The sequence below is a fragment of the Cobetia sp. MM1IDA2H-1 genome (assembly GCF_002916775.2).
GTDB lineage: Bacteria > Pseudomonadota > Gammaproteobacteria > Pseudomonadales > Halomonadaceae > Cobetia > Cobetia marina.
Genome location: NZ_CM133225.1, coordinates 206,391 through 222,188 on the forward strand (window position 1 = coordinate 206,391; position 15,798 = coordinate 222,188).

At 63.1% G+C, this 15,798-nt stretch carries 16 protein-coding genes and 5 tRNA genes; 13 read left to right on the forward strand and 8 right to left on the reverse strand.

What is annotated here, in order from left to right; translation table 11 throughout:
* The first annotated feature begins 86 nt into the window (after positions 1-86).
* Entirely contained in the window at positions 87-1,193 is a 1,107-nt protein-coding gene (mnmH, locus tag BOH68_RS00945; RefSeq protein ID WP_077378521.1) for a tRNA 2-selenouridine(34) synthase MnmH, read from the forward strand.
* 35 nt (positions 1,194-1,228) lie between these two features.
* On the opposite strand, the gene BOH68_RS00950 is transcribed toward mnmH, so the two are convergent.
* Complete coding sequence (locus BOH68_RS00950) at positions 1,229-1,843, reverse strand: type 1 glutamine amidotransferase (protein ID WP_170877471.1); 615 nt, start codon at positions 1,841-1,843, stop codon at positions 1,229-1,231.
* A 258-nt stretch (positions 1,844-2,101) separates the two neighbouring features.
* Here BOH68_RS00950 and BOH68_RS00955 point away from each other — a divergent pair, with 258 nt between their 5' ends.
* The 3 genes from BOH68_RS00955 (at position 2,102) to BOH68_RS00965 (ending at position 4,084) form a co-directional block, all read left to right on the forward strand.
* Positions 2,102-2,398, forward strand: coding sequence for an MGMT family protein (locus BOH68_RS00955; RefSeq protein WP_077378527.1), 297 nt, complete (start codon positions 2,102-2,104; stop codon positions 2,396-2,398).
* Between the two features lie 153 nt (positions 2,399-2,551).
* Positions 2,552-3,163: a YjaG family protein gene (locus tag BOH68_RS00960; RefSeq protein WP_077378530.1), complete on the forward strand. Its 612-nt coding sequence runs from the start codon at positions 2,552-2,554 to the stop codon at positions 3,161-3,163.
* Between the two features lie 90 nt (positions 3,164-3,253).
* Positions 3,254-4,084, forward strand: coding sequence for a CHAD domain-containing protein (locus tag BOH68_RS00965; protein ID WP_170877472.1), 831 nt, complete (start codon positions 3,254-3,256; stop codon positions 4,082-4,084).
* A gap of 106 nt (positions 4,085-4,190) precedes the next feature.
* Here the strand turns inward: BOH68_RS00965 and hisF are convergent, their stop codons facing one another.
* The 4 genes from hisF to hisB form a co-directional block, all read right to left on the reverse strand.
* The gene (gene hisF / locus BOH68_RS00970; protein WP_077378537.1) at positions 4,191-4,964 is read right to left on the reverse strand and encodes an imidazole glycerol phosphate synthase subunit HisF; all 774 of its coding nucleotides are present in this window, start codon (positions 4,962-4,964) and stop codon (positions 4,191-4,193) included.
* 11 nt (positions 4,965-4,975) lie between these two features.
* On the reverse strand, positions 4,976-5,722 hold the full coding sequence (gene hisA, locus BOH68_RS00975) for a 1-(5-phosphoribosyl)-5-[(5-phosphoribosylamino)methylideneamino]imidazole-4-carboxamide isomerase (RefSeq protein WP_077378540.1): 747 nt from the start codon (positions 5,720-5,722) through the stop codon (positions 4,976-4,978).
* A 115-nt stretch (positions 5,723-5,837) separates the two neighbouring features.
* Positions 5,838-6,479 carry an imidazole glycerol phosphate synthase subunit HisH gene (hisH, locus tag BOH68_RS00980; RefSeq protein ID WP_077378543.1) on the reverse strand — a complete coding sequence of 214 codons (642 nt, stop codon included), beginning with the start codon at positions 6,477-6,479 and terminating at the stop codon, positions 5,838-5,840.
* A 123-nt stretch (positions 6,480-6,602) separates the two neighbouring features.
* Positions 6,603-7,196: an imidazoleglycerol-phosphate dehydratase HisB gene (gene hisB / locus BOH68_RS00985; RefSeq protein ID WP_077378545.1), complete on the reverse strand. Its 594-nt coding sequence runs from the start codon at positions 7,194-7,196 to the stop codon at positions 6,603-6,605.
* A 295-nt stretch (positions 7,197-7,491) separates the two neighbouring features.
* On the opposite strand from hisB, the gene BOH68_RS00990 reads away from it, so the two are divergent.
* The 9 genes from BOH68_RS00990 to BOH68_RS01030 all read left to right on the forward strand — a co-directional run bounded on the left by BOH68_RS00990 (position 7,492) and on the right by BOH68_RS01030 (position 12,881).
* Positions 7,492-7,938: an acetyl-CoA sensor PanZ family protein gene (locus BOH68_RS00990; RefSeq protein WP_077379332.1), complete on the forward strand. Its 447-nt coding sequence runs from the start codon at positions 7,492-7,494 to the stop codon at positions 7,936-7,938.
* Between the two features lie 194 nt (positions 7,939-8,132).
* On the forward strand, positions 8,133-10,529 hold the full coding sequence (locus BOH68_RS00995; RefSeq protein ID WP_170877473.1) for an AsmA family protein: 2,397 nt from the start codon (positions 8,133-8,135) through the stop codon (positions 10,527-10,529).
* A 115-nt stretch (positions 10,530-10,644) separates the two neighbouring features.
* On the forward strand, positions 10,645-11,814 hold the full coding sequence (mutY, locus tag BOH68_RS01000) for an A/G-specific adenine glycosylase (RefSeq protein ID WP_077378551.1): 1,170 nt from the start codon (positions 10,645-10,647) through the stop codon (positions 11,812-11,814).
* A gap of 139 nt (positions 11,815-11,953) precedes the next feature.
* Entirely contained in the window at positions 11,954-12,265 is a 312-nt protein-coding gene (locus BOH68_RS01005; protein ID WP_077378554.1) for an oxidative damage protection protein, read from the forward strand.
* A 104-nt stretch (positions 12,266-12,369) separates the two neighbouring features.
* Positions 12,370-12,445, forward strand: a tRNA-Phe gene (locus BOH68_RS01010).
* 5 nt (positions 12,446-12,450) lie between these two features.
* Positions 12,451-12,525, forward strand: a tRNA-Gln gene (locus tag BOH68_RS01015).
* Between the two features lie 49 nt (positions 12,526-12,574).
* Positions 12,575-12,650 (forward strand) — tRNA-Thr (locus BOH68_RS01020).
* A 77-nt stretch (positions 12,651-12,727) separates the two neighbouring features.
* Positions 12,728-12,803: transfer RNA gene (locus BOH68_RS01025), tRNA-Phe, on the forward strand.
* 3 nt (positions 12,804-12,806) lie between these two features.
* A tRNA-Gln gene (locus tag BOH68_RS01030) sits at positions 12,807-12,881 on the forward strand.
* Between the two features lie 111 nt (positions 12,882-12,992).
* Here BOH68_RS01030 and BOH68_RS01035 read toward each other — a convergent pair.
* The 3 genes from BOH68_RS01035 to BOH68_RS01045 form a co-directional block, all read right to left on the reverse strand.
* Positions 12,993-14,081 (reverse strand): sigma-54 interaction domain-containing protein, encoded by a 1,089-nt coding sequence (locus BOH68_RS01035; protein ID WP_077378557.1) that lies wholly within the window; start codon positions 14,079-14,081, stop codon positions 12,993-12,995.
* 342 nt (positions 14,082-14,423) lie between these two features.
* Complete coding sequence (locus tag BOH68_RS01040) at positions 14,424-14,810, reverse strand: hypothetical protein (protein ID WP_077378560.1); 387 nt, start codon at positions 14,808-14,810, stop codon at positions 14,424-14,426.
* Positions 14,811-14,927: 117 nt separating this feature from the next.
* The gene (locus BOH68_RS01045; RefSeq protein WP_170877474.1) at positions 14,928-15,785 is read right to left on the reverse strand and encodes a hypothetical protein; all 858 of its coding nucleotides are present in this window, start codon (positions 15,783-15,785) and stop codon (positions 14,928-14,930) included.
* Positions 15,786-15,798: the final 13 nt, after the last annotated feature.

A 15,798-nucleotide genomic window follows, 5' to 3' on the forward strand; every position in this document is an offset into this window, starting at 1 on the left:
GCATGCGATAGAATGCCAGCCATCGATGTGCCGGGTGCGAGTCGCCGGCCATTGCCTCATTTCAGTTTTCCAGTCGAGAGATGCCCATGAGTTTGCCCACCGTGGCGGCCAGCTGCGATCTGATTCGCGATGGCCGCCCGCTGATCGATGTGCGTGCACCGATCGAATTTGCGGCCGGCTCCCTGCCGGGGGCCGTCAACCTTCCGCTGATGGATGACGAGGAACGTCACCGGGTCGGTCTGCAGTACAAGCAGGTCGGCCCGGAGTCGGCGGTGCATCTGGGTCATCAGCTGGTCAGTGGCGGGATCAAGCGCGCCAGGATTCGTGCCTGGGTTGAGCACGTCGAGCGCCATCCCGAGGCGGTTCTCTACTGCTTCCGGGGCGGCATGCGCTCTCAGCTCAGCCAGCAATGGTTGAAGGAGGCAGGCATCGAGCGCCCGCGGATCGCCGGGGGCTGGAAGGCCATGCGTCAGCAGCTTTGCCAGCATATCGATGAGCGCGTCGAGCAGGCCCCGATGCTGCTGATCGGGGGCCTGACCGGCTGCGCCAAGACCGAGCTGATCCATGCGCTCGACAATGGCATCGACCTGGAAGGCTGCGCGCGCCACAAGGGCTCGGCCTTCGGCCGTCACCCCTTCCCGGCACCGAGCCAGATCGACTTCGAGCATCGCATCAGCGCCGAGATGCTGTCACTGGCCGCGGACGCGCCCACCGTCATGGAAGATGAGTCGCGCTTCATCGGCAGCGTCAACATTCCGCTGCAGGCATGGCGCGCGATGGAGGCTGCCCCGCTGGTGAGAGTCGAGATGCCACTGGACTGGCGACTGGTGCAGATTCAGAAGGACTACATCGAAGGGCTGTGGGCCACCTACAGCGGGCACTATGGTGACTTCCTTGGCTGGGCACTGTTGCAGCGTCAGCTGCGTCAGGCGTTGCTGCGTCTGCGCAAGCGGTTGGGCAGTGCACGTCTGGCGCGCCTGATTCGCATGCAGGACATCGCCTTCCGTGAACACAAGCGCGGCAATCCCACTGCCCATGAGGGCTGGCTGGCCCCGCTGCTCAGCGAATACTACGACCCCATGTACCGTTATCAGCTCGAGAAGCACGAGCGTACCTTCCTGCATGTCGGCGACTGGGACAACACGCTCGCCTTCGTGCGTGACTGGAGCGCCACGCATCGCTGGCAGCGCTGAGTTGTCGTAGGGCCCCGGCGCCGCCCGGGAGCGCCTCAGGCGTCGAGCCAGTCCACCAGCAGGCGGTCCAGCAGGGCGGCCTGCCGATCAAAGCGCTTCGGGTCTTCCAGCAGCGTGTCTTCTGACTGCACTCCGCGTCCCTCATTCGGGGCGGGGTGATGCCGGAGACGGTCACGCGTTGCGCCGGCATCCAGATGGGGATGGAAGTTGAGCGCCAGCACCCGGCCAGCATCCCAGCTGAATCCGGCGATCGGGGTATGCTCACCGCTGGCCAGCAGCTCGCAATCCTCCGGCAGGCCACAGATCTCCTCATGCCACAGCAGCGTCTCGAATTCGGCAGGCAGTCCCACGGGACACTCGTCACTGCGCGTGAGCGTGGCCCAGCGACGCTGCGGCACCACGGCCGGAGACACGATGGCGCCGAGTTGCTCGGCGATGAGGCGCGCGCCCAGCCCGATGCCCAGTACGGGACGGTTGCTGTTGAGCGCGCGGCGAATCAGCTTGCGCTGCAGGCGCAGTGGCTGTGATTGGGCGCTCTCGGCACCTGACAATGGCTGAGGGCCATCCAGGATCACCAGCGCCTGGAAATCGTCGATGCCGGGGAGCGTCTCGCCATCCAGCGGGAAGCTGGTGTTGTAGCTGTGGCCCATGCCGACAAGCCAGTCGCTCAGGCGTACGGAGTCCTGCCAGCCTTGTGATCGTGGCAGGGCATCAGTCGCTGAGTGAGGCGCTGCGTCGGGGATAAGGCCTTGATGTATGAAGTAAAGGTGCATGGCGTCATCATGCGTCAGCCATCTGGCAGCGTAAAGACCCGAGGTCTGCGTTCGCGTGCCCCTGATGCCCGCCATTGCGCAGCGCGCAGGTGGAGGTATCGTGCTGGATGAGCTTGATCACAAACAGGGGGGAGCGTGATGCGTGCTGAACTGCTCGAGCAGATATACACCGTGGTGGCGCAGATTCCGGCAGGGCGAATCACGACCTACGGGCGAATCGCCAGCATGACCGATGGCGCCACCGCACGCATGGTCGGTTCGGCCATGCGCCATCTGCCGGATGGCCATCAATTGCCCTGGCATCGGGTGATCAATGCCTCGCTCAAGGTCACCGACCACGGTGGCGCGGTGCGTCAGCGCGAGAAACTGCGCAGCGAAGGCGTGCTGTTCGATGCTGTCGGCCGCGTGCCCAGAGAATGTCTGTGGCCGTGAATCTCGCCGCGGCAAAGTCTCGTTCGTCAGACCGCCTGAGTGCGCTACCCTAACGCATGTCCCATGCCATCTGTGGCGGGCTGTCGGCTGGCGGATTTTTCCTCCCGACATGTGCCCCGCCTCTTTGAAAAGTGAAGTGAGAAGAGAGCCGTCATGACTCAGCCTGTTCCCGGTTTCCGCGCGCGTCTGGAAGCGCTGGCCCCCGTTCGCCGTACCGCCTTCATGGCAACGCTGACCGAGCGACTCCTGCCCAATGCCGGCTTCTACGCCGAGGCCAATGGCACCGCCAGCGCGCTGGAGACCACGCGCGAGTTGCGCAAGCTGCTGGACCTCGTCTGGGAGCAGCTGCGCGTTCGCGATGCCAAGATCGATTTCTCGCTGCAGGCCGAGAAGGTCACGGCCTTCGAGCCCGACGAGCATGACGACAGCTTCGGTGCGCGCCGTGCACTGGAAGCCGTCATGGCGCTGACCGCCTGCATCGATGTGCTGATCAGTGAGGAGCCGGAAGCCGCGCTCAAGGTCAGTCGCCTGTCCGCCGATGGCGTTCGCGCGCTGATCGACCTGCAGGCCGGTGAGGGCATCGAGCAGGAAGCGCTGGAAGCCATGATTCGCGAGCATCCGCTGATGGTCGATGAGCGCGACTTCCAGGACGCCGTGCTGGAGAGTGTCGAGGCTCCGCGTCTTGAGCGTGATGACTGGCGAGCGCTCAAGCGGCTGGGGCGTAACGAGGATGTCAGCAATCTGGGGCTATCCTTGCAGGAATGAGCCCCCGGAAGACCGGGTGAGCGAGCCTGCCCGGCTGACACTGGCAGCCAGGCCATTCCCTTGGAGAGACAGATGGGCAAGACGAGTCAGATGCTTTCCCGCACAGGCGTTGATCCCTTGAATGGCCTGATCCTCGCGCATCTCGAGTCAATGCAGCAGCATCTGGCGCAGGCGACGCTCACCGCGCAGGAGGTCCATGCGCTGCGCGTCGACTGCAAGCAGCTGCGGGGCTGGTGGCAACTGCGACGTGAGTCACTGGGCAAGGCGGCGGTGAGTGAGCATCAGGCGCGTCCGCGCGCCATCGCCAGGGCATTGGCCGGCCCGCGTGAGGCGCGCATGCTGCGCAAGACCCATGCGCGCGCCTATGCCTGGGTGGATGAGCGTAGCCAGCGTCTGCTGGATGCGCTGCGTCCGGGGCTGATCAGTGCCGCATTGAGCGAGTCGGTGGCGGAGCTGGATCACGCACCTCTGAAACGGCTGCTGAGCGACGAGGTGGCCGCCTGGCAGGCCGCTCCGCTGACGGGGGAGGAGCTCACGGCCGGACTGGAATTCAGTCGTCACCGCCTCCACAAGTTGGCGGCGCGGGTGATCAGCAAGCGGGAGATCGAGACGTCCCACCGGCTGCGCAAGTGGATCAAGTACCGCAGGTTCCAGCTGGCACTGGCGCATGCGGCGCTGGGGGAGACGGCAGGGCGTGAACTCGAGTCACCGAGTCGTGGGCGTCGTCGTGAGCCGGAATTGCTCGACAAGGCAGCATCCCGTCTGGGCAATCAGCATGACCTTGCCGAGCTGGCGCTGTGGGTCGGCGAGCGGGTGATGCTGCCCGCCGCCGAGAAGCATCTGGTGGGTGATATTCTGCGACTTGCCGACCAGCGACTCGAGCAGGCGCTCACGCCACTGGCGAAGCTGGGCTACGCCTGAGCGCTGTCGTCGCCTGACCTGCGGGTAATGTCTCTGAAGACACGAACGCCGCCATTCCCTGAGGAGTGGCGGCGTTCGTGTATCTACCTGACGCGAAGGAGATCGCTCAGAGGCGCATCTCGATGCCGCGCTCGGCCATGTAGGCCTTGGCTTGCGGGATGGTGTACTCGGCGAAGTGGAAGATGCTGGCGGCCAGCACCGCATCCGCCCCGCCCTCGAGCACGCCATCCACCAGATGGTCGAGAGTCCCGACCCCACCGGAGGCGATCACCGGCACGCTGACGGCGTCGGAGATGGCGCGTGTCACGCCGAGATCGAAGCCGGCCTTGGTGCCATCGCGGTCCATGCTGGTCAGCAGCAATTCACCGGCGCCCAGCTCGACCATCTTCTTCGCCCACTCGACAGCGTCGAGCCCGGTTGGCTTGCGCCCGCCGTGGGTGAAGATTTCCCAGCGCGGTGTCTCGCCCTCTTCGCTGACGCGCTTGGCGTCGATGGCGACCACGATGCACTGGCTGCCGAAGCGGTCCGCCGCTTCACGCACGAAGTCCGGGTTGAACACGGCGGCGGTATTGATCGAGACCTTGTCCGCGCCGGCATTCAGCATGGTGCGGATGTCCTCGCAGGTGCGGATGCCACCACCGACCGTCAGCGGGATGAATACCTCACCGGCGATGCGCGACACCATGTCGACCGTGGTGCCACGGTTGTCGACGCTGGCGGTGATGTCGAGGAAGGTGATCTCGTCGGCGCCTTGCTCGTTGTAGCGCTTGGCGACCTCGACCGGATCACCGGCATCGCGGATACCGACGAAGTTGACGCCCTTGACGACGCGACCGGCGTCGACGTCCAGACACGGGATGATGCGTTTGGCGAGTGCCATGATCGCTCCCCTCAGGCCGTGCGGCCGGTGATGGCGTCGGACAGCGCCTGTGCTTCGGCGATATCCAGGCTGCCTTCATAGATGGCGCGACCGGTGATGGCGCCGAGGATGCCCTGATCGGCCACTTCGGCCAGGCCACGGATGTCATCCAGATTGGTCACGCCGCCGGAGGCGATCACCGGGATGCCGCCTTCGCGGGCCAGTGCCACGGTAGCTTCGATGTTGACGCCCTGCATCATGCCATCGCGGGCGATGTCGGTGTAGACGATGGAGGACACGCCGTCATTGGCGAAACGCTTGGCAAGCTCGGTCGCCTTGATGGTGGAGACCTCGGCCCAGCCATCGGTGGCCACGAAGCCGTCACGCGCATCGAGACCGACGATGATGCGGCCCGGGAAGGCGCGGCACATCTCGGCGACGAAGGCCGGTTCCTTCACGGCCTTGGTGCCGATGATGACTTGACCGACGCCGGCTTCCAGATAGTGCTCGATGGTCGCGGCATCCCGGATGCCACCGCCGATCTGGATCGGCAGCTCCGGGTAGGCGCGGGCGATGCGTGTCACCGCGTCACCATTGACCGGCTTGCCTTCGAAGGCACCGTTGAGATCGACCAGATGCAGGCGGCGACCACCGGCCTCGACCCAGCGCGCGGCCATGGCCAGCGGGTCATCGCCGTAGTTGGTGGAGTCTTCCATGCGGCCTTGCTTCAGGCGTACGCACTGACCGTCCTTGAGATCGATCGCGGGGATTACCAGCATGTCGGGTGTCCTCTCGGCGTGTCTTGGCACGCCTGAATTGTCGTCGGTATATCGAAGGCGGATGAATCGGTGCCCGACTCGCAAGGCAGGCACCGACGGTCACGCAGGTGAGCCCTCAGGGCTGCCAGCGGACGAAATTCTCGAGCAGCTTGAGGCCGGCGGCCGCACTCTTCTCCGGGTGGAACTGCACCGCGAACAGGCTGCCCTCACCGATGGCGACGTGCGCCTCGGCACCGGCGTAGTGAGTCGCGCCGAAGACCTGTGAGCGCTCGGCAGCCGAGACATAGAAGCTGTGCACGAAGTAGAAGCGCGAGTTGTCCTCGATGCCTTCCCACAGCGCATGGCCCTGGGTGTGGGCGACGTGGTTCCAGCCCATGTGCGGCACCTTGAGACGCTGGCCGTGTTCGTCCAGCTGCTTGTCATCAAAGCGCTTCACATCGCCCTTGAAGTAGGCGAGGCAATCGATGCCACCGTTCTCTTCACTGCGCTCCATCAGCATCTGCTGACCGACACACACGCCCAGCAGCGGCTTGCTGTGGTTGCTCAGCAGTTCGCCGACCAGCCCGCGCAGTTCGGCGCGCTCAAGCTCGCCCATGCAATCGCGGATGGCGCCCTGACCGGGCAGCACCACGCGGGTCGCACCACGGATGGCGCGCGGGTCACTGGTGATCACGACATTCTCGTCAGCCACATGCTCAAGTGCCTTGGCGACGGAGTGCAGGTTGCCCATGCCATAGTCGATGACGGCAATCGTCATGTCTTTCTCCCGCAGGCCGGAGGGGATTCCGGCATTGGATGTTCATGCAGAGGAAGTGCCACCCGGTGCCCGGCAAGCGGCAAAATGGCTGGCGACACATCCTCTGGCCACGCGTCACGTCGCTTACAGCGAGCCCTTGGTGGAGGCGATGCGGCCTCCCATGCGCTCGTCCTCTTCCACCGCCATGCGCACGGCACGGCCGAAGGCCTTGAAGATGGTCTCCGCCTGGTGGTGGGCATTGAAGCCCTTGAGGTTGTCGATGTGCAGCGTGGCGCCGGCATGGTTGACGAAGCCCTGGAAGAATTCCCAGAACAGCTGCGTATCGAAACGCCCGATGTTGCCGCGCGTGAACTCGCACTGCATGAACAGGCCCGGGCGACCGGAGAAGTCGATCACCACGCGTGACAGGGCTTCGTCCAGCGGCACGTAGGCATGGCCGTAGCGGCGGATGCCGGCCTTGTTGCCGAGCGCCTGCGCGAAGGCCTGGCCGAGAGTGATGCCGATGTCCTCGACGGTATGGTGGTCGTCGATGTGCAGATCACCGTCGCAGTCGACGTCGATGTCGATCACGCCGTGACGGGCGATCTGGTCCATCATGTGTTCGAGGAAGGGCACGCCGGTGTTGGCGCTCAGCTTGCCTTCGCCGTCCAGATTGATGCGAACCCGAATCTTGGTTTCCGAGGTGTTGCGATGAACCTCGGCGATACGCTCTGCCATGATGTCTCTCCAGCGGTCGGTGACCTCACCGCGGCTTCGGGGCTGATGAGGTCTGGCGCAGTCTGGGGCCTGGGTGTGAGAGGCGTATGTCCAGTCCGGCCGGGAAGTGCGCATCATGTGGTTGTTGTCATGTGATGTCGCAAGTGAAAGCGTGATCCAGTGACGTTGTCGAGGTTGCGGGTCACTGATCGATGGCAGACGCGTCGTCCTTGCCTGCCCAGCCCGTCATTATAGAGAAAGGACAACGGCATCCGCTACAATGGCGGGCATTCATATCGCGGGCGAGGATCTCACCATGCCGGTCACTCTTCAGATGATCGATCACGCACGCTGGCAGGCCGATGAGCAAGTGCGCATCGATCTGTCACGCATCTATCACGAAGCCCCCGGTGAACGCCTGCCACTCGCGCCGGATGAGTTCATTCAGGCCAGCCTGGAGACCGGTCATCGCTTCTGCACCGCCTTCTTCAATGATCGCCATATCGGCGCCCTGCTGTGCGAGGACGATGGAAGGGCATGGCGCATCCGTCATTGCTGCGTGCGCAAGAGTACCCGGCGACGCGGGGTGGGAACGCGCCTGATGGCATTGATGTCGCTGGAAGCGGCGGCGCGTGAGCGCCTGCTGGTCGTGCCGGATCAAGGATTGACGCTGGCTGACGAGCTTCTGCTGTCGCGGCTCGGTTACGTGAAGGATGCCGAGCAGCAAGGCTTCGTGCTGGCCCAGACAGATAGCGAAAGCTGACGGCTGGACAGGCGTGACAGGAACTGATGACGCCGGGGCCTGTCCACCGCAGGTGAACGTTGACGCTGGCGTCTGGCATCGGGCGCACGTTCGCGCCCTCAGGTGCGACAATCGGGATCATTCACACGTGCCGGGCAATGCCTTCAGGAGCGAAGGCAGCCCGGACATCTCATCGTGTCAAAGGGAGGACGCAGATGAAAGCACTGTTCAGGGCCTTGCTGGCCATCGTCGGAGTACTGGCGCTGGTCGTGGTGGCGGGGGTGATCTATGTCACCACCTTCCTCGACCCGAATGATCTCAAGCCGCGTCTGGTCAAGGCGGTCAAGGACCAGGCGGGGCTGGAGCTGGCCCTGAACGGTCCGCTGGACTGGTCGTTCTACCCGCGTCTGGGCGTCAGTGTCGAGGACGCCCAGACCTGGCTGCCGGAGCAGGCTCACGACCAGACACCCTTCGCCTCCTTCAAGCGTGCCGAGGTCGGGGTGTCCTTCGCGCCCTTGCTGAGCGGTGAGGTGGAGGTCGAGGGCGTGTTCCTCGATGGCCTGAAACTGGACCTCAAGCGAGACGCTGACGGGCGAGGCAACTGGGAGAGTCTGTTGCAGCATGCTGCCGATGCCGCCGAGAGCGGTGCGGCGGACAAGGCCCTGCCTCCCGCCAAGAGTGCCGGTGTCGCCATGGCCGATGAGACGCAGGGAGATGCCGGTGTCAGCGATGGCGCTGAAGGCATGGCCGTCAATCTCGATATCGCCTCGATTCAGGTCACCAATGGGCAGATCACCTACCAGGATGCTGCCAGCGGTCTCGATATGACGCTCAATGAGCTGGCATTGAGCTCCAGCAACGTCAGCCCGACCAAGGCGTTCCCGGTGGAGCTGTCCTTCGTGGCGGAGGGGCGTGAGCCTGAGCTGCGCAGCACCATCAATCTGGACGGCAAGGTGGCGCTGGACCTTCAGAACGGTCGCCATGTCCTGACCGGCATCAGTCTGGATGCCGCCACCAGCATGCCGTCGTTGAGCGAGCAGTCCCAGCAGCTGGCGCTGGAGATCGATACCCTGACACTGGATACCGAGCAGCAGCGCTATCGCATCGAGGGTGGGGAGCTGGATGCCTCGCTCAACGAACCGTCGCTGGGAGAGAAGGCGCTGCCGGTGAAGGCGACCTTCGGGGCGGAAGCGGATCTTGCCGAAGGCACCGCGACGCTCTCCGATCTGCTGCTGACCTCGGGCAGTGACCTGCGTCTGAGCGGGGCGCTCAAGGCCAGTGACATCACGGGCGAGGCGCTGAGCTACAGCGGGCAGTTCAAGCTGGCCCCGCTGTCGCCCAAGGCGTGGATGACGCGGGTCGGCATGCAGGCACCGCAGACGGCACGCGGCGATGCACTGACCTCGCTGGCATTCTCCAGCCCGCTCAAGGGCGATCTGTCACAGGTACAGCTGACCAACCTGGTGATGGCGCTGGATGACACCACCATCAACGGACGTCTCGGCTCCTCCTTCGATGCCTCGCAGATCACCTTTGATCTGGATGTCGATGCGCTGAATCTGGATGACTACCTCCCGCCGCAGACCAGCGAGAAGACCGCGAGTCTCGGTACGGGGGTGACGGCAGGACTGGTGGCGCCGGCCTACGCGGCTGACGGCGATGCAGAGGTGTTGCCGGTGGAGCTGCTCAGAACTCTCGGGCTCAAGGGCCAGCTGGACATCGCGAACCTCACGGCATCCGGGCTCGAGATGCGCAAGGTGTCCGCCAAGCTGTCCGGCCAGCCGGGACTGCAGCAGCTCGATAGCCTGACGGCCAGTCTATACGGCGGTAGCCTGGCAGCCAGTGCCCGCATCGACAGTCGCAAGACACCGCTGACCATGAGCTTCGGCGAGAAGTTGACCAATCTGGATATCGCGCCATTCCTCAAGGCGCTGGCGCCTGAGCAGGATGACATCCTGCGTGGCCGTCTGACGCTCAATGGCGATTACACCACCAGCACCAATCAACTCGACAGCATGAAGCGCAACCTGAATGGTTCGGGTGACTTCGAGATTCGCAATGGCGAGATACTCGACGTCAATGTGTCCGAGAAGATGTGCACCACGGTGGCGACGCTGAGTGGCAAGACGTCCTCGCGTGACTGGGCGGCGAATACCCCGCTGGAACGCGCACAGGGCAGCTTCAAGGTCACCAATGGCGTGATCAGCAATCAGGATCTGGCACTGGCGATCCCGGGTATCGCGCTGGATGGCAAGGGGCAGCTCAACCTGCCGACCGAAGCCTTTGACTACAACGTGGCGGCGCGCTTCATCGAAGGAACGGATGACGCTGCCTGTGAGGTCAATCCGCGTCTGGTCAAGTTGCGTTTCCCGGTGCAGTGTCAGGGCAATCTGAGCGGTGAGCCGGGCGAATGGTGCGGCTTTGACCAGAAGGGCTTCCAGACGGCCGCCGCGGAACTGGCCAAGGATGAAGCCAAGCGCAAGGCGGGCGAGAAGGTCAGCGAGAAGCTGGATGAGAAGCTCGACGAAGACACGCGCAAGAAGATCGATGACAAGCTGGGCGAAGGCGCCAGCGACAAGCTGAAGGGCGCGATTCAGGGGCTGTTCAACTGATCACGCGCTCCTTGCACAGCAAGACCGGCACGCCAGTCCCTCGGGGCTGGCGTGCCGCCGTTGGAGCCCAGACCATGGCGCGCCATGGTACGAGTCACGAGTAGAGGAAGTCTTGATGGCGGTACCTGACACTGCGGCCACGCCTGACGTGGCGGCGTCTGATACCCACGCCCCGCCAGGCGTGGCAAGCATTGCGCTGAGCCCGGAGGAATTCCAGGCCCGCGTGTTCGACTGGTTCGATGAGCATGGCCGCAAGCACCTGCCCTGGCAGGAGAACACCACCCCGTATCGTGTGTGGGTCTCGGAGATCATGCTCCAGCAGACCCAGGTCGCGACGGTGCTGCCGTACTACGCCCGCTTCATGGAGCGCTTCCCGAATGTCGCGGCGCTGGCGGCGGCGGAGATCGATGAGGTGCTGCACCTGTGGACGGGGCTTGGCTACTACGCCCGGGCGCGCAATCTGCACAAGGCCGCTCAACAGGTGGTCGCTGAGCATGGCGGCACCTTCCCGGTCGAGAGTGTCGAGGCACTGTCGGCCTTGCCAGGTATCGGGCGCTCGACCGCCGGGGCGATCATCAGCATCAGCACCGGACAACGGGCGCCGATTCTCGATGGCAACGTCAAGCGCGTGCTGGCTCGCCTGCATGCGGTCGAGGGCTGGCCGGGTCGGCCGGCGGTGGAGCGCAAGCTGTGGACGCTGGCGGAGCGCTACACGCCGCAGGTGCGGCTGGCGGACTGGACCCAGGCGATGATGGATCTCGGGGCCACCCTGTGCACGCGCGGCAGCAAGCCGGATTGTACGCGCTGTCCCTTCGAGGAAGTCTGTGTGGCGCATGCACGCGGCGAGGAAAAGCGCTTCCCCGAGAGCAAGCCCAAGAAGGCTATTCCGACACGTCAGACGCTGATGCTGCTGGTCAGTGACGAGACGGGCCGGATTCTGCTCGAACGACGCCCACCGACGGGCATCTGGGGCGGCCTGTGGGCGCCGCCGCTGGTCGAGGACCGCGATGCCGCGCGGGAGTGGGTCGCCCGTGAAGCGCGAGGCGCGCATCTGGAGGCGCCGCTGGACAGTTTCGAGCATGTCTTCAGCCACTTCCGGCTGACCATCACGCCGCAGCCGGTCCAGCTGGGAGCGGCGGAACTGACGCCGTCGGCGGAGGATGGCGTCAACGAACACGGAGCAGACCGTCGTTTCGTCGACCCCGCCGCGCCGGATGCCGTGGGCCTGCCGGCACCGGTCAAGGCGCTGCTGGCACGCTGCACGGATGATCTGTTCGGGCTGTGAGCGAGTCGCTCTCATCGACAGGCCTCGGACGCCTGGGGGAAACCCGCTCAAGCGTGCGAGAATGAGGCAATCGATTGAGCGTCTGGCGAAGGCTCGGCGCTCAACCGCACTGACATCCAGTTCTCTTACGGAGTTACCCATGCGCACCGTACATTGCCGCAAGTATGACCAGGACCTGCCGGGTCTCGACTTTCCGCCGCTGCCGGGCGAGAAGGGCCAGGATATCTGGGCCAACGTCTCGAAGCAGGCATGGGAAGAATGGCAGGCGCTGCAGACACGCCTGATCAACGAGAAGCACCTCAACATGATGGATGCCGATAGCCGTCGCTATCTGATGGAGCAGATGGAGCGTTTCTTCCGCAACGAAGAGACCGATCAGGCCGAAGGTTTCGTCCCGACTGACGCCGCCGCCAAGGGCGAAGCGCAGGGCGGACAGGGCTACGAAGTCTGACGAGACGGCGAGGGCGATGGAAGACGAATAACGACGCCAAATTCTTGATAAGCAAGGGTTGACGTCGGGAAAGGTTTTCTATTTAATACGTCCTCGTTGGCAAGGGCCAGATAGCTCAGTTGGTAGAGCAGGGGATTGAAAATCCCCGTGTCGGCGGTTCGATTCCGTCTCTGGCCACCAAGTGTTGGGGTATAGCCAAGTGGTAAGGCACCGGTTTTTGGTATCGGCATTCCCAGGTTCGAGTCCTGGTACCCCAGCCAGCTGACATGCAGTAACGTAGTAAGAAGACTCATATCATGAGTTCTTTGTGCCGGCTTAGCTCAGTTGGTAGAGCAACTGACTTGTAATCAGTAGGTCGAGGGTTCGACTCCTTTAGCCGGCACCATCTTCAGGCTTCTGTAGATGAACGAAGAACGCAGGATATCGAAGTCGCCCAGGCGGCTTTTTTTGTGTCTTCCGGTCGGCCAGATAGCTCAGTTGGTAGAGCAGGGGATTGAAAATCCCCGTGTCGGCGGTTCGATTCCGTCTCTGGCCACCAAATTGGGGTATAGCCAAGTGGTAAGGCACCGGTTTTTGGTATCGGCATTCCCAGGTTCGAGTCCTGGTACCCCAGCCAATTCTGGCTAGCAGATGAAGTCGCAGGATGAATTCGGCAGCCAACAGAAAAGCCACCCTCCGGGGTGGCTTTTTTGCGTCTGGCGTCTGCTCGCCTTGCGTCTTTCGGCGCTCAATGCGCGGCGGATGAGCCGGGGTGATGGGCCTGCCAGCTGAGGCGTTTGCGATAGATGGTCGATGGGGCGATTTCCAGAATGGCAGCGGCACGCGGAATGCTGCCATCGCATGCCGCTATCACCGTCTCGATGGCATCCCGCTCCACCATCCACAGCGGGCGCTGCCAGAGGCCCTGGTTCTCGGCGCCGGGTGGTGCGTGCTCGAGTCTCTCGTGTGAGCCGCCGTGTGCTGGCAGGTCCAGCATGGCGGCCGTGAGACTCTCGCCCTCGTGGAGGATGATGGCGCGGCGCAGGGTGTTTTCCAGCTCGCGCACGTTGCCCGGCCAATCGTGGGCCAGCAGCGCCTGTTCCGCGCAGGCGCTCAGGCTGGTGAAATGCTTGCCTTCGTGGCTGGCCATGCGACTCAGCAAGCCGTTGGCGATCTCGAGAATGTCACTTCCGCGCTCGCGCAGGGGCGGCACCTTGAGCGGGATGACGTGCAGGCGGTAGAAGAGGTCTTCGCGGAAGCGATGGGTCTCCACCAGCTGACGCGGGTCCTGATGCGTGGCGCAGACGATACGGCAGTTGACCTCGACCGTGCGTGTCGCGCCCACGGGCATCACCTGGCCGGTCTGCAGAAAGCGCAACAGCTTGCTCTGCAGTGGCAAGGGCAGTTCGGCGATCTCATCCAGGAACAGCGTCCCTCCATCCGCTGCCACGGCCAGGCCCTGCTGGGCACTGACGGCACCGGTAAAGGCGCCACGCACATGCCCGAACAGCTGTGATTCCAATAGCTCCGCCGGGATGGCAGCACAGTTGACGGCGATGAAAGGGCCTTCGCGTACCGGGCTGTGGCGGTGGATGGCAGTGGCGCATAGCTCCTTGCCGCTGCCGCTTTCGCCGGTGATGAAGATGGGGGCGTCCGAATGGGCGACCTGTATGAGGGTGCGATAGAGGGTCTGCATGGACGATGAGCCTCCGATGAACCCCTCAAAACCGTTAGGCCGGCCTGTCGGTAGAGACTTCACCCGTGCGGGGGAGTCGACAGTCAGATTCAACGCAGTGGTGATCGGCGTAGCCTGATGGTGAGCCTTCAGTGCGGTCATGAGTGATGTTCCCTTGCTGCTGGACCCCTGTCAGCAGCTCGTAGAGCATCGCTGCAGGAGCATAATTGTCGGGCTGCTTCTGGTGACAGCCTCTCGGAAGGACACACGCTCCCCAAGCGTTGAGTCTTCGTCATGCGGGTTGTTGCGCGTCCTTTTCCAAGCTTACTCAAACGTGAGAGATGATCATGGCGGCTTTTAGTGGGTTTTTTCCGCTGCGCGCGAGGGTCAGATATCTCATCCCACCCGTTGGCATGATGACCAACTCTCTCCTCACGTTTGACACGTGAGTCTGATGTTCTCAAGTGCCCTGCCTGGGCCGTCACGCCTTGCCCGGGCGGGACATCATGGGGCTTCTTCCTCTTCATCATCCGCATTGTTGTGGGTGATGGTGAAATCCGTTGACGACGTCTGCGAGCTGCCATCGGCGGACTGGTCCGCCGTGCTGTCGATGGTGCCGGTAGAGCCGTCACTCAGGGTCTGTTCAATCTGCTGCCAGTTGCCGATCGAGGTACTGCTGCCGGTATTGAGCGTGTATGCGCCGATATTGGTATCGGACCCTTCCCCCAGGCTGCCGGCCTTCTTGCTCTCGTAGAGAATCAGGGCGGTTTCTGCGCTACGTGCCGGAAAGTCGTAGGGGAAGGGCCCCATCAGCGAGTTGGCGCTGACCGTCGTGGCCAGCAGGCATCCCGCGCTGACGACCCCCAGGATGATACGTGTAAAAGCATTCATGTCTTGCTCCTTTCGCTCTGTGAAAGATGCAGTGTCTGATGCGTGAGACTTCTGATGTCGGCAGGTGCTGAAACACACGCGGGTCGCCCCGCGTGTGTTGATTGCCTGCTGAAGGGTTTACGGAGTAACGGGGCCGACGGAGACGGACATATTGTTACCCACTGAGGTCGCGGCATTGTTGATGACAGGTCCCTCGAAGCCAGACATTGGTGCCAGGCCCAAGGTGATGTCTTTGACCTTGGCAGTAGAGGTCACATTGGCAAAGCTCATCTGGGTATTGTCAGCAATCAGGGCAGTATCAACACCGGTAGTGTCCTGAGTTACCGAAAGGTTGTTGCCCACCGAGGTCGCGGCATTGTCCACACTCAGGTTGAGAATATTCTCGACCTTGGCCAGTGAATCAATATCAGCTTTGCTGAAGTATCCGCCTGCCAGGAACTGCTCGTTATGCAGGTTGACCATGGCATCACTTTCGATGGAAGCATTGTTGCCCACGGAGGTTGCTGCGTTTTCGAGGCTTTCCAGATTGACAATATCGTCATTCACGACACCGCCAGTATTGGTGGTGATAGTGTAGGTGCCCGCGATAGCGCCCGCAGCAGCACCCGCACCTGCAGCTGCGCCACTACCAAAGATGCTTGCCGCTGCACCTGCTCCTGCGGCGGCCCCTGCGCCTGCCCCAGCGAAGCTACCTGTCTCGACAGTGGTTTCCCCCGCTGTCGTGCCATAGGTGACATCCTTTACGATGGCTTCCGAGCTGACGTCACCGATCTGCTTCTGGAAGTTCTCGATCATTACCAGGCCGCCCGGGTCTTTGATCTTCGGATCAATATCGACTTCAACCTTGATCTTGCTCTTGACTTTGCCATCCCAGTCCCAGTCGACGTTATCGAAGGCTTGGGCCGGAGCCTGACTAGCCATCATCATGCCGCTTGCGAGACCGATGGCGACTGCGAGCTTGTTATAGGTAGTCATTGTCATGTTCCTC

Excerpts from the sequence above, each read along its gene's own strand:
- mnmH (WP_077378521.1), top strand. The coding sequence starts at position 87 with ATGAGTTTGCCCACCGTGGCGGCCAGCTGCGATCTGATTCGCGATGGC.
- BOH68_RS00950 (WP_170877471.1), bottom strand. The coding sequence starts at position 1,843 with ATGGGCCACAGCTACAACACCAGCTTCCCGCTGGATGGCGAGACGCTC.
- BOH68_RS00960 (WP_077378530.1), top strand. The coding sequence starts at position 2,552 with ATGACTCAGCCTGTTCCCGGTTTCCGCGCGCGTCTGGAAGCGCTGGCC.
- BOH68_RS00965 (WP_170877472.1), top strand. The coding sequence starts at position 3,254 with ATGCTTTCCCGCACAGGCGTTGATCCCTTGAATGGCCTGATCCTCGCG.
- hisF (WP_077378537.1), bottom strand. The coding sequence starts at position 4,964 with ATGGCACTCGCCAAACGCATCATCCCGTGTCTGGACGTCGACGCCGGT.
- hisA (WP_077378540.1), bottom strand. The coding sequence starts at position 5,722 with ATGCTGGTAATCCCCGCGATCGATCTCAAGGACGGTCAGTGCGTACGC.
- hisH (WP_077378543.1), bottom strand. The coding sequence starts at position 6,479 with ATGACGATTGCCGTCATCGACTATGGCATGGGCAACCTGCACTCCGTC.
- hisB (WP_077378545.1), bottom strand. The coding sequence starts at position 7,196 with ATGGCAGAGCGTATCGCCGAGGTTCATCGCAACACCTCGGAAACCAAG.
- BOH68_RS00990 (WP_077379332.1), top strand. The coding sequence starts at position 7,492 with ATGCCGGTCACTCTTCAGATGATCGATCACGCACGCTGGCAGGCCGAT.
- BOH68_RS00995 (WP_170877473.1), top strand. The coding sequence starts at position 8,133 with ATGAAAGCACTGTTCAGGGCCTTGCTGGCCATCGTCGGAGTACTGGCG.
- mutY (WP_077378551.1), top strand. The coding sequence starts at position 10,645 with ATGGCGGTACCTGACACTGCGGCCACGCCTGACGTGGCGGCGTCTGAT.
- BOH68_RS01005 (WP_077378554.1), top strand. The coding sequence starts at position 11,954 with ATGCGCACCGTACATTGCCGCAAGTATGACCAGGACCTGCCGGGTCTC.
- BOH68_RS01035 (WP_077378557.1), bottom strand. The coding sequence starts at position 14,081 with ATGACCGCACTGAAGGCTCACCATCAGGCTACGCCGATCACCACTGCG.
- BOH68_RS01040 (WP_077378560.1), bottom strand. The coding sequence starts at position 14,810 with ATGAATGCTTTTACACGTATCATCCTGGGGGTCGTCAGCGCGGGATGC.
- BOH68_RS01045 (WP_170877474.1), bottom strand. The coding sequence starts at position 15,785 with ATGACTACCTATAACAAGCTCGCAGTCGCCATCGGTCTCGCAAGCGGC.